At 58.3% G+C, this 14,644-nt stretch carries 9 protein-coding genes; 6 read left to right on the forward strand and 3 right to left on the reverse strand.

What is annotated here, in order from left to right:
• The first annotated feature begins 17 nt into the window (after nt 1-17).
• Entirely contained in the window at nt 18-221 is a 204-nt protein-coding gene (locus tag FPL19_RS08640; RefSeq protein WP_135803598.1) for a 2-hydroxymuconate tautomerase family protein, read from the forward strand.
• On the opposite strand, the gene FPL19_RS08645 is transcribed toward FPL19_RS08640, so the two are convergent.
• The 3 genes from FPL19_RS08645 to FPL19_RS08655 all read right to left on the reverse strand — a co-directional run bounded on the left by FPL19_RS08645 (nt 193) and on the right by FPL19_RS08655 (nt 6,610).
• Nucleotides 193-3,567 carry a thrombospondin type 3 repeat-containing protein gene (locus FPL19_RS08645; RefSeq protein ID WP_225314346.1) on the reverse strand — a complete coding sequence of 1,125 codons (3,375 nt, stop codon included), beginning with the start codon at nt 3,565-3,567 and terminating at the stop codon, nt 193-195. The genes FPL19_RS08640 and FPL19_RS08645 overlap by 29 nt on opposite strands.
• A 165-nt stretch (nt 3,568-3,732) precedes the next feature.
• Complete coding sequence (locus FPL19_RS08650) at nt 3,733-5,841, reverse strand: molybdopterin-dependent oxidoreductase (protein ID WP_150912033.1); 2,109 nt, start codon at nt 5,839-5,841, stop codon at nt 3,733-3,735.
• Nucleotides 5,842-5,977: 136 nt separating this feature from the next.
• Entirely contained in the window at nt 5,978-6,610 is a 633-nt protein-coding gene (locus FPL19_RS08655) for a DNA-3-methyladenine glycosylase family protein (protein ID WP_150912034.1), read from the reverse strand.
• A gap of 107 nt (nt 6,611-6,717) precedes the next feature.
• Between FPL19_RS08655 and FPL19_RS08660 the strand changes: the two genes are divergently transcribed.
• The 5 genes from FPL19_RS08660 to FPL19_RS08680 all read left to right on the forward strand — a co-directional run bounded on the left by FPL19_RS08660 (nt 6,718) and on the right by FPL19_RS08680 (nt 14,592).
• Nucleotides 6,718-7,395, forward strand: a complete 678-nt coding sequence (locus FPL19_RS08660) for a DNA-3-methyladenine glycosylase I (RefSeq protein ID WP_150912035.1) — start codon at nt 6,718-6,720, stop codon at nt 7,393-7,395.
• A 157-nt stretch (nt 7,396-7,552) separates the two neighbouring features.
• The gene (locus FPL19_RS08665; RefSeq protein WP_150912036.1) at nt 7,553-8,419 is read left to right on the forward strand and encodes an MBL fold metallo-hydrolase; all 867 of its coding nucleotides are present in this window, start codon (nt 7,553-7,555) and stop codon (nt 8,417-8,419) included.
• A gap of 18 nt (nt 8,420-8,437) precedes the next feature.
• Nucleotides 8,438-10,126, forward strand: coding sequence for a SulP family inorganic anion transporter (locus tag FPL19_RS08670; RefSeq protein WP_150912037.1), 1,689 nt, complete (start codon nt 8,438-8,440; stop codon nt 10,124-10,126).
• Nucleotides 10,127-10,288: 162 nt separating this feature from the next.
• A complete protein-coding gene (locus FPL19_RS08675) occupies nt 10,289-11,365 on the forward strand; it encodes an efflux RND transporter periplasmic adaptor subunit (protein WP_150912038.1) in 1,077 nt (358 codons plus the stop codon).
• Nucleotides 11,362-14,592, forward strand: coding sequence for an efflux RND transporter permease subunit (locus FPL19_RS08680; RefSeq protein WP_150912039.1), 3,231 nt, complete (start codon nt 11,362-11,364; stop codon nt 14,590-14,592). The genes FPL19_RS08675 and FPL19_RS08680 overlap by 4 nt, the downstream gene beginning before the upstream one ends.
• Nucleotides 14,593-14,644 lie beyond the last annotated feature (52 nt).

The raw sequence follows: 14,644 nt of genomic DNA on the forward strand, positions 1-14,644 counted from the left end.
GCTCGAAGAGGTCATTTATGCCGTACGTCAATATCAAGATCACAAAGGAAGGCGCAACCGCTGAGCAAAAGGGTGAGCTTATTTCCGGGGTGACAGAGTTACTTGAGAAAGTATTGAATAAAAACCCGGCCACCACCGTCGTCGTCATCGACGAGGTGGAGACCGATAATTGGGGAATCGCTGGCGAGCAGGTTACCCATCGCAGGAAGAAGGGGATTTAAGGGTGACTCCCGGCACTCGGATCAGTGCCAGGCCCGCCATTATCAGAAGAAGTATCCAGGAGGCAGAACCACCACCGCCACTTTCACTCTTTTTCCCTTTACCGGAACTTTGAACAGCAATACTGTCGTCAATCATCAGCACGGTCATTGCCTCAAGGTTCCAGTCAGGTTGGGCCGAATGGTAAATTTCTCCAATGTCCTCTGCGTACCCGCGCAATACCAGGACACTGTCAGTTGTACCATCTTCGAAACCGTAGGTGAATTCTTCCAGTATCACGATGACCCGACGTTCCTGGCCCTCGAATTCAATGTAGGATTCTTCCACCATTTGGAGGCGGGTTGTGACCGTAAATTCCAGTTCCAGTTTATCGTCGCGATAAAATTTCGCCGGTGTGCTGTGCTGCCTGGTTTCGCCTAATTGCATTTCGGCGGGAAGAAACATCAGTCCGTCCTGAAATTCGATGTGAGATTCATATCCCGCATTACTGGTTTGAGATAGTGAGCCTTCTTCCATCATAAAGATGCCCCCAGGCCGACGCTCAAAAACCCTGACCAGGTCACCCTCTCGGATTATATTGCGTCCCGGCTGGTTCATGTTTGTGCTTCTGACGAATATGGGGCCATTGCTGTCCGAGAACTCCCACACGATGTCGCCCAAGGGAAAGTAGGACTCCAGTAGCGGTCTGGCGGGAAACTCATCTGGTTGATCAGGGTTGTAACCGGAGAGAACTTCCGAGTAGTTATCAGCCCCGTCCCCATCATAATCCTGGAAAGCATCTGAGGGATCGTTCGGATCAAGGGCCTGAAACTGCTCCTCAGTCTCATTGGGGATTCCGTCGCCATCCCAATCCAGGTTTGGCTGCTCTGCCGACGGCGAGAATTGAAGATCATCAATCCAGATCGCATCGCTGCCTGAGCTGACCGACCCGTCCTTTCGGTATATAAACGATACGGAAAGGGTTCCTTCTGGTACCTCAACTGAATTCGAAACCCAGTCGCCGTTGCTGCTTGAAAGATTCCAGGATCTGCTGCCGTCGATCAGAATCTGCAGGTTGTCGCAGCAACTCTCGGCTGACCGTAGATGGTCGAAGGAAAGGGTCCCTGCAGGTAATGGTTCCTGGAAGTTCCAGGTCACTCGGCTTTGTTCACTGTTTGCAATGGCACCGGAGCGCAGGCTGTATTGACCGCGGGTATTGATCGTACTGATCGACCAGTTTCCGTCATCCAGCGGATCGTGGCTAAAGTCACTGGGGAAGATTCCGAGCTCGAAATCCTGGAGGTAGATGTCTGTTTGCTCCGGGTAGTCGTCAGGGTCATTCAAGCCGGTGCCCTGGAGGTGCTCAGTTAGATTGCTGAAGCCATCGCCATCGATGTCCTGGTTGGCATCGGTGGCGTCCATTGGGTCGAGGCCAGCGTCTAATTCGGCTGTGTTTGGAATGCCATCGCCGTCCGCGTCACTGTCGCAGGCATCCCCTTTGCCATCCTGATCAATGTCGCTCTGGGTCTCGTTCGATGTGCCAGGGCAGTTGTCCTGAAGGTTCGAAATACCATCAGTATCTGAATCGTTGTTGGGAGCCAGGACCGAAAATTGTGGGCCAGAATCCCGTTGTTCAATAATGATCAGTTGATCGTTATAGGCCAGAAGCTGATAACTGGCGTTGCCATCAAGAGGAATGTTGTTCAGGCGTTCATAGCCACTGCTCCACTGCTGGAGGAAGAGTGCACTGTCAATTTCGCCGATTGTGAAAAGTTGCCCTTGGACCCAGGCCGCGTCCGTAATTGTGTTGGAAAGATAGTTGACCTCGGAGAGTGTCGTGGCGTCGTGAAACTTGCCACCGCCTGAGAGGAGCCATTGTCCAGTCGGGTCAATGTGCAAAGGGGCCGTCGCGTACTCGCTGGAATGGTAAGGGGAGTCACCCTCGGCGCCCAGAAGACCGGTGCTGACATCGAGCTCGGCCCATTCGATGTCATTGGGCGACGTGCCATTGCGGAAGTGGTAAATCCGCTCTGTTATGGGGTTCCAGACATACTCCACGCTTGGGTTGCGCCATTCTTCTGAGTCAACAATCGTGCCGTTCGCATCAATGCTGTAATGGCTGCTCCATGCGCCTGAGGGATCTACGGCAAAGAGATAATCACCTGCGGCTTTGAGTCCCTGAATGCCGGACGGCAGATTGACCAGCGCCGATTCCATAAGTTCAGGGGCGGCGAGATCGATATAGGTGATGGCACCGCTGCTGTATCCCAGATAAAGGCGGTTATGCGCCTGAGAAAATGTCATCCAGTCTGGTGGGGAAAGCAGCCCCATACTTCTGGTGTAGGTGCCGGATTCAGCCGACCAAACAAAGAGGCCAAGGGTTTCCCGGTCCAGCAGAAAAATATCACCCGTGGTTTCGTCCAATTCGATGAATTCTGGAGAATAGGGCAGGGAATCCGGCGAGGGCGGTGCGTCCGGCTCTGGCTGTGTCAACCCGGTTAGATCCAGTTCCTGAACGCTGATCTGGTCGCCCGTGTCGGTAAAGGCCAACACCTTCTCGCCATGGCTGAGGAGTTTGGTCGGTGTGGTCTGAAGGGGCATCTGGCCCAGCTCCAGAAGCTGGCTGTTGTACTGATATATTATATTGCCGCGCCTCACCAGTAGATGATCCTGCCAGAAGGTCATGTCATCGAAGCCGCCTGCAATACTTCCACTGTAGGTCAGATCGCTTGTGAAATAGGCGATTCCGGCGTTATCGATCAGTCGGCTTTCGTTAGGGAAAAGATAGAGTTGATCAGATCGGGGGTAGTCGCCGTGATATGGGCTGTCTTGTAATGATTGAAAAGTACCATCCGGGGCTAACGGGATCTTCCGTAAGTCTGCGGGCGACACGCCCGTATCCCTGAAAAAGATGGCACTTTGGCTGCTCGAGCTGATGGCGCCTGTGCCGCTGTAAAAGAACGTCTCCTCCTCAATCAAAGAAAAATCCGTTAGAGCTCGAGCCATAACCCGGTCAAAGTTCTGAACCAGGTACAGGGCATCGCCCACTATCATCACGTCTGAAATTGATACGCTAGTGTTGGATATGAAAGTTGAGGTCAGGCTGCTCAGGTTAATGGCATAGGCGCTGCGGCCATAAGCTACGTAGAGAGACCCACCGTAAGGTTGGGTGGCGCTGGGAGTGCCCGATAATGGTATTTCGGGAAGAAAGGACTCGCTGACCATGTCATATCGAATGACTTTATTGGGTAATGCGAAGGTGAAGTAGGCAACACCACCTGACTCATCAATATCGACCAGACCAGCGTGGGTCGAGCTCACAGATAGAAAAACAACGAGCGTTAGCACTCTCTTCAATGAAACGGTCATTCTGACAGTCCTTGTCTGGTCCGGTGAACATCCTTGGTAAAACCCGGCGGCGCTTACTCAAAGAATCGAGAAACCGAGTCTAATCAATCCAACGTGTAGCCGTAGTGTCCTGGTTCTCGAAAACCTACTTTTAAATTATGGAGATGGTGACTCTTAGCGGGGAGGTTATCCCCGCGCGACTGCCACACGGGTCCCGTTGAATGCGGCATTACCGGTCAGCTGGTCCACCCGCTGTGAATCCGTCAGGTCGTTTATGCTGACCCCCGGCTGATTCTGCGCTACGGTCATTGCGGTGTTCTGCCGGTTGTGCCCCCAGCCCTGGGGAATGCTGACCACGCCGGCAAACATGTCGTCGTCCAGTTCAACTGGCAACCGGACATGGCCCACGGGCGATGACACTACCGCCGTCTGGCCGTCCTGCAGGCCAAGTTTTTGGGCATCGTCCGGGTTGATCTGCAGGGTGCAGGGGTCTTTGCCTTTGACCAACCGATGGCTGTTCTGGGTCCAGGTGTTGTGGCTGCGGGGCAGGCGGCGGCTGATCATGGCGAAGGGGTAGTCGCCGGTGCCGTCCATCAGGGCAAACTCGTTGAGGCGTTTCAGGTCGTCCAGGTACAGCTGCGGGGCGATATGAAGCTTGCCGTCCTCGGTCTGAATCCGGTGTTCCAGGCATGGCTGAAGCGGGCCCAGGTCCACGCCGTGGGGGTTGGACTTCAGTTGCTCCAGGCTCATGCCCTGGTCTGCGTAGATGCTCTGTTTAAGACCGCCATCCAGCATCATTTCCGGAGTGATGCCGTCGTCTTCCCGGCCGGTCAGGTGCAGGGACAGGTCCCGCAGTATTTCCCAGTCGTGCTTCTGGTTGGCGGTTTTCTCGAACATGGGTTCGGAGAATTTGGCGGTGTTGCGCACGGCGAAGGAGTTGAAGAAAACATCAAAGTGGGGCACTTCCAGCCCGGTGGTGGCGGGCAGGATGATGTCTGCGTGACGGGTGGTTTCGTTCAGGTAGATGTCCACCGACACCATGAAATCCAGCGACTCGAACGCCTCGTCCAGCCCGGCGCCACCGGGGCTCGACAGCACCGGGTTGCCGGCAATGGTAATCATGGCGCGGATCTGGCCGTCACCCGGGGTGAGGATTTCCTCCGCCAGGGTCGCCACCGGGAATTCGCTGTTGTAGAACGGCAGCTTGCGCACCCGGGATTCAAAGCGACCGTAGGAACTGGCCTTGCCTTTTCTGCCCTGTAGCAGATCGAAGGCGGGCTGCGGGAACATGGCGCCGCCGCGGCGATCGAAGTTGCCGGTCAGGATGTTCAGTACGTTGTTCAGCCATTGGCACAGGCCACCGAAAGACTGGGTGGATGCGCCCATACGGCTGTAACATACGGCGCTTTTGGCCCCGGCCATGTCGCGGGCGAGCTGGCGGATGGTCTGGGCATCGATTCCGCAGGCGTCTGCCACGGTTTCCGGCGAATAGGCTTTTACCGTCTCGGCAAGCTGGTCAATGCCTTCAATCATCGGCGCCAGGTGGCCGGTATTCACCCGGTTTTCATCAAACAGGGTATGGGCCAGGGCGAGCATCAGCAGGGCGTCGGCTTCAGGTTTGATGAATAAATGCTGATCGGCTTTTTTGGCGGTTTCCGTGCGGCGGGGATCTACCACAACCACCTTGCCACCCCGGTCCTGAATCGCCTTCAGGCGCTTGCCCACGCCCGGGGCTGTCATCAGGCTGCCGTTGGAGACAATCGGGTTGCCGCCGATGATCAGCATGAAATCGGTATGGTCGATGTCCGGCACGGGAATCAGCATGCCTGCGCCCAGCATGTAGTTGGACGCCACATGATGGGGAAGCTGGTCCGCCGAGGCGGAGCTGAAACGGCTGTTGGTGCCCAGGGCTTTGAAGAATCTGGGCAGCATGATGGCGTTGCCGAAATTATGGGCGTTGGGGTTGCCCAGATAGACGCCGACCGCATCCTGGCCATGGCTTTGCTGTATGCCGCGGAAACGGGTGGCGATTTCTTCCAGGGCATCATCCCAGCTGATTTCTTTCCAGCCGTCTGCAGTTTTCCTTAAAGGCGTCTTCAAGCGGTCTTTGTCACTGTAGAAATCCTGCAACGCAACCGCTTTTGGGCAGATATGGCCATGACTGAACGGGTCGTTTTTGTCCCCTTTGATGGACAGAATCTCTTTGCCCTGGTGCTTGATCTCAAGGCCGCACATGGCCTCGCAAATGTTGCAGGTGCGGTAATGGGTCTGGGGCTGGGGGGCAGTCTCACTCATATCAAAGGGCTCAGTCGCTGGTTTTATGATTATTGGTTGCTCTGAGTATGGCAGCCTTGCCGAAGAAATCAGATTGTCGAAAATGACACGAATATGGCGATTACCGCCAGACTGCGTTCAGAGCCGCTGACGGAGTTCAGCCAAGCTGGCCTCTGGCATCAAGGTAGTGGGCCCAGAGCAGTCGCGCGGCGACGGCACGCCAGGGCGCCCATGCTTCCGTGATGCGGGTCTGTTCGTCCCGGGTTGGATGGGCCTCCAGGCCCTTGATGTCGGCAATGGCATCGGCCAGGGCAAGGTCGCCGAAAGGCCAGACGTCCGGCTTACGAAGTGCGGTCATGTAATACACGTCGACACTCCAGGGTCCCAGGCCCGGAACCTTTAGCAGCGCCCGTCTTCCCTCTTCCGTCGGCAGGTCCGCAAGATTCTCCAGCACCAGTTCTCCGCAGTGGACCCGTGTAGCCAGTTCAAGGCAATAGCGGCTTTTCTGGCGCGTAAGCCCCAGCGCGCGCAATGCGTCATTGCCCGCTTCGATAATGGATGAGGGAGTCAGCACGCCCAGGTGACTCTCCAGCCGCAGCAGCATGGTGTGAGCGGCCTTCAGGGAAATCTGCTGTTCCAGGATGATATGGATCAGCGTGGCAAAGCCCGGGTCACGGGGCCAGAGGGGCGGTGTACCAAGCCGCTGGACAATGCCGGCAAGGTCGGCATCTCGGGCTGCGAGCTCTCTGGTACCCTTTTCAAGGCTTTGCTGGTTCAGAGCATCTGACATGACGCTTGATATCCCGTGTCTGAATCGAAAGTTTCGAATCAAGCATTTTAATGGTGTTATCGTGCTGATTCCGGTCCGTACAGAAATTCTGCTTATCCGAGGCTGCCATGGATATCCCCCCTTTTGCCAAAATCCACGAATTTGCCTGCTTTCACAAGGGGGACGCGGCCGCCGTCGAGGCTGCGCTGCCAAAAACAGCCGCAGCGTGCGAACTGGAAGCACTGGGTGATGACCGCTTTCTGTCCGAGATTACCCGCTGTGTCTTCAAGGCCGGTTTTGTCTGGCGGATCATCGAGCGCAAATGGCCGGATTTTGAGGCGGCGTTTGATGGTTTCGTGCCGATCTACTGGCAGCAGGTGCCACCAGAGGTTCTGGAAGACCTGGCCCGGGACGAGCGGATTGTTCGAAATATGCAGAAAATCCGTACGGTGCCGGAAAACGCCCGGATGATTGTGGAGGCCTCACAGAAACACGGCGGCTTTGGCCGGTTTCTGGCGAAGTGGCCGAGCGACGACCAGGTTGGCCTGCTCGTTTACCTCAAGAAGCATGGCGATCGACTCGGCGGTGCCAGTGCCCAGTATTTTCTGCGCCGCGTCGGCTGGGATGGGTTCATCCTGTCTACGGATGTGGTCACGGCCCTGAGACGGGAAGGTCTGTTTGATGCGACACCCGGCAGCAAGAAGGCCCTGACCCAGGCCCAGCAGGCGTTTAACGCCTGGCGCCGGGAGACCGGGCTGCCCTATAGCCACCTTTCCAGAATTCTCTCGTTCACGGTGGGCGAATAGCCCGCCGTCCTCCCGCAAACCGCCCGTTTAAACCGTCAGGCCAGCTATCCTTCAGTAAGGGAAATCTCTACGTTGTCAGTTTCGGTGTGCCGGCGTATATTACAAAATAGTATATCCTTATACCAAAAAGGTTAAACGACCAGGCGAGGTGAAAACGATGCAATCTCCACAGGTTCAACCTTTCTTCGACGAGCCTACCAATACCTTCAGTTATGTGGTCCGGGACCCGGCCAGCAGTGCCTGCGCCATCATCGATTCGGTTCTGGATTTTGATTATGCCGCCGGGCGGACCGACCTGCGCTCGGCGGACCAGATCATCGACTACATTCGGGAACAGGGTCTGAATGTCGAATGGATTCTGGAAACCCATGTTCACGCGGATCATCTGTCGGCCGCGCCCTATCTGCATGAAACACTGGGCGGAAAAACCGGTATTGGAGCCAGAATTGTCGAGGTGCAGGAAATTTTCGGAAAGGCGTTCAACGCCGGCACTGACTTTGCGCGGGATGGCAGCCAGTTCGACTGCCTGTTTGAAGAAGGCGACACGCTGACCATTGGCCAGTTGCAGGGAAAGGTTCTGCACACGCCCGGGCACACGCCCGCCTGCCTGACCTACGTGTTCGGCGATGCAGCGTTTGTGGGGGACACCCTGTTCATGCCGGATTACGGTACGGCCCGCTGTGATTTTCCCGGTGGTGATGCCCGGGTGCTGTTCCGGTCTATTCAAAAGGTGTTGTCCCTTCCCGGTGATACCCGGCTGTTTCTCTGTCACGACTACAAAGGGCCGGACAGAGAAACCTTTAACCCGGAAACCACCGTTGCGGAGCAGCGCAAATCCAACATTCACGTGCAAGAAGGGACGACAGAAGACGAGTTTGTGGCCATGAGGGAGGAACGGGACGCTACGTTGGGAATGCCAAGGCTGATTATTCCGTCTGTTCAGGTGAATATGCGGGCCGGAGAAATGCCGCCGGCCGAGAGCAACGGGCAGGTCTATCTGAAAGTGCCCCTGAACTTTTTCTAGGGCGATGTTGAGACAGCCATGAAACTCGAGCGGATTCTGCCAATTATCGGCTGGCTTCCTGCCTATCGGCGGGCGGATGCGGGCCGTGATCTGGTGGCGGCGGTTCTGGTTACCGTGATGCTGATTCCCCAGTCTCTTGCCTATGCACTTCTGGCCGGTTTGCCGCCCCAAGTGGGTCTTTACGCAAGTATCCTGCCGCTGGTGCTCTATGCGCTGTTCGGCTCCAGCAGCAACTTGTCGGTGGGGCCGATGGCCATTGTCGCGCTGATGACCGCGGCGGTACTGGCGCCACTGTTTGAAGCTGGCAGCGAAGCTTATATCACCGGCGCCATCATCCTGGCGTTGCTGTCCGGTCTGATGCTGATCCTCATGGGCTGCATGCGGCTGGGGTTCCTCGCCAATTTTCTCAGCCATCCGGTGATATCCGGGTTCATGACGGCCTCGGCCCTGGTCATCATCGCCAGCCAGGTCAAGCACCTGCTGGGTATCCCCGCCTCCGGGTATAATCTGCTGGATCTGCTTGTTTCCATGGGCCCCGGTCTGGGTAACATTCATGCTCTGTCTCTGGTGACAGGCGGTGGCGTGCTGGTATTTCTGCTACTGGCCCGGCGGTTATTGCCGGGAGTGATCGGCAAGCTTGCGCCGATTGCGGCGGTGGCAATCACTATTTTGCTTGCCCGGTGGCTGGATCTGGAGCAACAGGGGCTGGCTGTCGTGGGGTTTATTCCATCGGGGCTGCCGGCCCTGTCGTTGCCGAGCCTGTCGATGGGTGCGTCGGATTTCCACCTGTGGAAACCTATGTTGGTGGGTGCGTTGCTGATTAGCGTGGTGGGTTTTGTGGAGTCAGTCTCCATTGCCCAGACCCTGGCGGCCAGGCGTCGGCAGCGTATTGACCCCAATCAGGAACTGATCGGCCTGGGTGCTGCCAATCTCGGGGCGGGTGTCTCATCAGGCATGCCGGTGACGGGAGGCTTATCCCGTTCCGTTGTGAACTTCGATGCTGGAGCAAGAACACCCGCGTCGAGTTTCTATGCCGCCGTGGGAATCACGGCAGCCACCCTGACACTGACCCCACTGATTGCGGACCTGCCCAAAGCAACACTGGCGGCAACCATTATTGTGGCGGTGGCCGGGCTGATTGACCTGCCCGCGTTGAGACGAACCTGGCGTTACTCGAAGCCGGATTTCGGCGCCATGCTGGCCACCATCACGCTGACGCTGGTGCACAGTGTCGAGGCCGGCATCCTGGCCGGGATGGGGCTTTCCATCGGGTTGTTCTTGTATCGCACCAGCCAGCCCCACAGCGCCGTGATTGGCCGGGTGCCGGGAACCGAGCACTTTCGCAATGTGGAACGGCACAAGGTGGAGCTCTGCCCCCGGGTCACCTTCCTGCGTATTGACGAAAGCCTGTATTTTGCCAATGCCCGATTTCTGGAGGACCGGGTGATGGAACTGGTGGCCGGTCAGCCAGAGATGACAGATCTGGTGCTTGTGTGCCCTGCCGTCAACCTGGTGGACGCGTCCGCCATGGAAAGCCTGGAAACCATCAATGAACGCCTGACCGACGCGGGCGTCCGCCTGCACCTGTCGGACGTGAAAGGGCCTGTGATGGATCAGTTGAAAGCGACGCCGCTACTGGAAAAGCTCAGTGGCCGGGTTTTCCTGAGTGCGTTTGATGCCTGGAGGGCACTCAACACTTCCATCTGATCCGGACATTCAGCCCGGAACCGGCGCCCACGCTCGGACTCTTTGCGGGGCCGTATTGAATGGCGTTGGCAGGTGAAGAACGTGTCGTGTCCTCGGGCTGTGATTGTTGATAACCTTTTTTTGTTACCTAATTGCCAAACTGTTTTGGCCGGAGGTGCTGAGATGAGTCGGATCGCTGCTGCAGCCTTTATCGTGGCCCTCGCGCTGACGGCCGCAACGGTCCAAGGGCAGAGCGACAGTTCGCTGACGCTGAAGACCGCGGTCGCGGAGCGCAGCAGTTTCCCGGAAACCGTCCATCTTGATGGTGTTATCGAGGCGGTCCAGAAGAGTACCGTCTCGGCCCAGACCAGTGGCACCGTCCAGAAACTGCCGTTTGACGTCGACGATTCGGTGGCAGCGGGTGACCTGATCGTTCAACTTGAGGACAGCGAGCAGCAGTCAAGGCTGAACCAGGCTCAGGCGGGACTTGAAGAGGCAGAGGCGGCACTGACCGATGCCAGCCAACGCTTTGCACGGATTGAGGAGGTGCACGCCCGTGGGTTGGTGGCCCGGCAGGAGTTTGACCAGGCCCGGAATAACCTGGCGGCGGCCAGGGCCAGAGTGGAGCGGGCACGGGCCGCAGTTGCGGAGGCCGAAAAGCAGCTGAGTTACACCCGGGTTGTGGCGCCCTATGACGGTATCCTGACGGAACGGCACGTTGAGCTGGGCGAGTCCGTAAGCCCCGGGCAGCCCCTGCTCAGCGGGCTGTCGCTTGAGCAGCTCCGGATTGTGGTTGATCTGCCCCAGAAGTACGCAGAGCTGGCGCGCAAAGAGCGTCAGGCGCAGGTTACCCTGACCGATGGCCGGGTACTGGAAACCGGCGAGATGACGTTCTATCCCTACGCCGACCCGGCCACCCACACCTTCCGGTTGCGGATGCAGCTTGATGAACCCAACGGCTCCCTGTTTCCGGGCATGCTGGTGAAAGTCGGCGTGCCGGTTGCCAGCCGCGAGGCCCTCTGGGTGCCGGCCAGCAGCCTGATTCATCGCAGTGAACTCCGGGCGGTGTATGTCATGGACAGTAACGACCGCCCCCGCCTACGCCAGGTGCGTGCGGGCATCCGCGATGGTGATCGCCTGGAAATTCTGGCCGGTCTTGGTGAGGGTGAAAAGGTAGTGACCAATCCGTCGCTTCTCGCGGGCAGTGAACGCCTGACCCTGCCTGAGGCCGCCGGGCCTGGTGGGGAGGAAAGCCGGTGAGCGAAGAACTGCCTGGCGTCGGACCCTCCGGCGTCATTGCCCGGGTTTTCCAGGACAATAAACTCACGCCGTTGCTGGCGGTATTGGCGGTGATTCTGGGTATCCTGGCGGTGATCATTACCCCGAAAGAGGAAGAACCCCAGATTGATGTCACCATGGCCGATATCATGGTGGGCTTCCCCGGCGCCAGTGCCCGGGAAGTGGAGAGCGCCATTGCCACGCCTGCCGAGCAGGTGATGAGCGAGATCAAGGGCGTCGAGCATGTCTACTCCGTCTCGCGCCAGGGTCAGGCGGTGATCACCGTTCAGTTTGAGGTGGGTGTACCCCGGCAGGAAGCCCTCGTGCGTCTGTATAACCAGGTCTACTCCAATCAGGATTGGCTGCCTGCGAACCTCGGCGCCACCCAGCCGCTGGTCAAGCCCAAGGGCATTGACGATGTACCGGTGATGACCCTGACCCTCTACGACCCGGTCAACGGCCACACCGGTGAGGAACTCACCCGTCTGGCCCACATGCTTGAAGTGGCTCTCAAACGGGTTCCCGGTACCCGGGGCGTCTACACCGTTGGCGGCGTGCCGGACCGTGTCGACATTGTCTTTGATCCCGCCCTGCTGGCCGGCTTTCAGCTGACGGTCCATGACATCGAGACAGCCCTGCAGGCCTCAAACGCCAGCAGTCAGGAATCCCGGGTGACCCGCAATAACCTGTCGATACCGGTGCAGGTAGGTACGTTGCTGGAGACCGTGGAGGATGTGCGCAACCTGGTGGTGGGCATGCACAACGGCGCCGCGGTGCATCTGGAGGACGTGGCCCGGGTTCGCCGTGGTGGCACTGTCCCGGACCAGAGTGTGATGACCGGATTCGGTCCGGGCGGGAAAACCGAAACCGCTGGTACGCCCGGTCAGGTTTACCCGGCGGTCACTCTGGCGATCGCCAAGAAACCCGGCGAGAACGCCATTGATATCACCACCGCCATCAAGGAACGACTGGACCGGCTACGCAACCGGGCCCTGCCGGTCGGGGTGGAGGTCCTGGTCACCCGGGACTACGGCGAAACCGCCTCCCGGAAAGCCCGTAAACTGATTTCAGACCTGATCTCGGCCACGCTGGCGGTGATGATTCTGGTGCTCGCCGCCATGGGCTGGCGCCAGGCGCTGATTGTCGGCATTGCGGTTCTCATTACCCTGTTGCTGACCCTGGTGTTTTCCTGGGCCTGGGGCTTCACCCTGAACCGGGTGTCGCTGTTTGCGTTGATTTTCTCCATCGGCATCCTGGTGGACGACGGTATTGTTATTACGGAGAATATCAACCGGCGTATCCAGGGCTCCCGCCGGGCGGTCAAGGACATCATTCCGGTGGCGGTGGATGAGGTTGGCACCCCCACCATCATGGCGAGCCTTACCATCATGGCCGCATTGATCCCCATGGCTTTTGTCTCTGGCCTGATGGGGCCCTACATGAGTCCGATTCCGATCAATGCTTCCGCCGGTATGGTGATTTCCCAGATTGTGGCTTTTGTAGTGGCGCCCTGGCTGGCATTGCGCCTGTTACGCCACAAGAAAGGCCAGGCGGTGGAGGAGGCTGCCGAGGCCTCGAATTCCGCAGAAGGTGTCAATTCCACTGCGTTGCGAGTTTTCCGGACCGTGCTGTCGCCGTTTCTGGGTGATCATCCCTGGCGGCGCCGATTGCTGGCGCTGGGTGTCGTACTGCTGACGGTCGCGGCGGCTTCGTTGCCGGTATTCCAGGCGGTGATCCTGAAAATGCTGCCGTTCGACAACAAGTCTGAGCTGCAGATTGTGGTGGATATGCCCGAGCGCACGCCCATGGAGAATACTCAGCGGGTGCTGCTGGAGATGGGGCATTACCTCGAGACGGTGGATGAGGTGGCCAGCTGGCAGACCTACGCCGGCACGGCTTCTCCAATCAACTTCAATGGCTTGGTGCGGCAGTACTACCTGCGCAGCGAACCATACCAGGGCGATATCCAGGTAAACCTCGTTGCTGAGGAGAACCGGGCACGGCAATCCCATGCTATCGCGCAGTCCCTGCGCGACCCGTTGACGGAGATCGGGGACCGCTACGACGCCGAGGTCAAGGTAGTTGAAGTACCGCCGGGCCCGCCGGTGATGGCTCCGGTGGTCGCGGAAATCTACGCCGTGGATACCGAGCGGCGGGCCGAATTGGCGCGCAGGGTGGCCGAGGGCATGACCCATGTGGACGGATTGGTCCAGATTGATACCACGCTGGAAGCGCCGACCCGACAGTGGGAGGTGGTGGTAGACCGGTCCCGGGCGACTCGCCTTGGGGTATCCCAGGGCCAGGTGGTGATGGCCCTGCAAACCGCCCTGGGTGGACGGGGTGTCAGCTTCCTGCACGATGAACATGTCAAATACCCGGTGCCGATCCGGGTCATTCTTGCCGAAGGTGACAAGGCGCAGCCTGCGGTCCTGCTATCGGTGAACGTGCGCAGCCGTAATGGCCAGCTGGTGCCGCTGGCCAGTATTGCCGAGGTTCGGGAGGCGGACTGGATGGGTGCGATCTACCACAAGGATCTGTTGCCGGTCACCTATGTGACCGCAGCCATGGCCGGCGAAATCGATTCACCCCTGTATGGCATGTTCGACATGGTCGATCGCCTGCAACAGGATCCCGGCGCGCCGGACCAGTATTTCATCAGCCAGCCAGTGTTGCCGGAACAGGGAGCCCTGAAGTGGGATGGTGAGTGGCAGATTACCTACAAGACCTTCCGCGACATGGGCGCAGCCTACAGCGTGGGCATTTTCATGATCTTTGTGCTGCTGGTGGCCCAGTTCCGTTCATACATTCTGCCGCTGGTGATCATGGCGCCGATTCCGCTGACCCTGATCGGCATCATGCCGGGCCATGCGTTGATGGGGCGGGAATTCACCGCCACCAGCATGATCGGAATGATTGCCCTGGCGGGGATCATTGTCCGCAACTCCATCCTGCTGGTGGTGTTTATCCGGCAGCTGATTGACGAGCGGGTGGAGCTGGGCGAGGCCGTTGTGCTGGCGGGCGCGGTAAGGATCAAGCCCATCGCACTCACGGCGATCTCGGCCATGGTGGGCGCCTACTTTATTCTGAACGATCCGATTTTCAACGGCCTGGCGATTTCGCTGGTGTTCGGTCTGGCCATGTCCACGATCTTCACCATCATCGTGGTACCTTTGCTGTATTACACACTGGCCCGGTGCAAATGGGTGTGACCCCACAACTCAGCAGACCACCGGAACCGGGGTGTTCTGAAGCCAGGCAGGA

Source organism: Marinobacter halotolerans, assembly GCF_008795985.1.
In the GTDB taxonomy this organism is placed as follows: domain Bacteria; phylum Pseudomonadota; class Gammaproteobacteria; order Pseudomonadales; family Oleiphilaceae; genus Marinobacter; species Marinobacter halotolerans.

What these genes read in the sequence shown, in the direction of transcription:
- FPL19_RS08670 (WP_150912037.1), top strand. Translation starts at nt 8,438, where the DNA reads ATGAAACTCGAGCGGATTCTGCCAATTATCGGCTGGCTTCCTGCCTAT.
- FPL19_RS08650 (WP_150912033.1), bottom strand. Translation starts at nt 5,841, where the DNA reads ATGAGTGAGACTGCCCCCCAGCCCCAGACCCATTACCGCACCTGCAAC.
- FPL19_RS08655 (WP_150912034.1), bottom strand. Translation starts at nt 6,610, where the DNA reads ATGTCAGATGCTCTGAACCAGCAAAGCCTTGAAAAGGGTACCAGAGAG.
- FPL19_RS08665 (WP_150912036.1), top strand. Translation starts at nt 7,553, where the DNA reads ATGCAATCTCCACAGGTTCAACCTTTCTTCGACGAGCCTACCAATACC.
- FPL19_RS08660 (WP_150912035.1), top strand. Translation starts at nt 6,718, where the DNA reads ATGGATATCCCCCCTTTTGCCAAAATCCACGAATTTGCCTGCTTTCAC.
- FPL19_RS08640 (WP_135803598.1), top strand. Translation starts at nt 18, where the DNA reads ATGCCGTACGTCAATATCAAGATCACAAAGGAAGGCGCAACCGCTGAG.
- FPL19_RS08645 (WP_225314346.1), bottom strand. Translation starts at nt 3,567, where the DNA reads ATGACCGTTTCATTGAAGAGAGTGCTAACGCTCGTTGTTTTTCTATCT.
- FPL19_RS08675 (WP_150912038.1), top strand. Translation starts at nt 10,289, where the DNA reads ATGAGTCGGATCGCTGCTGCAGCCTTTATCGTGGCCCTCGCGCTGACG.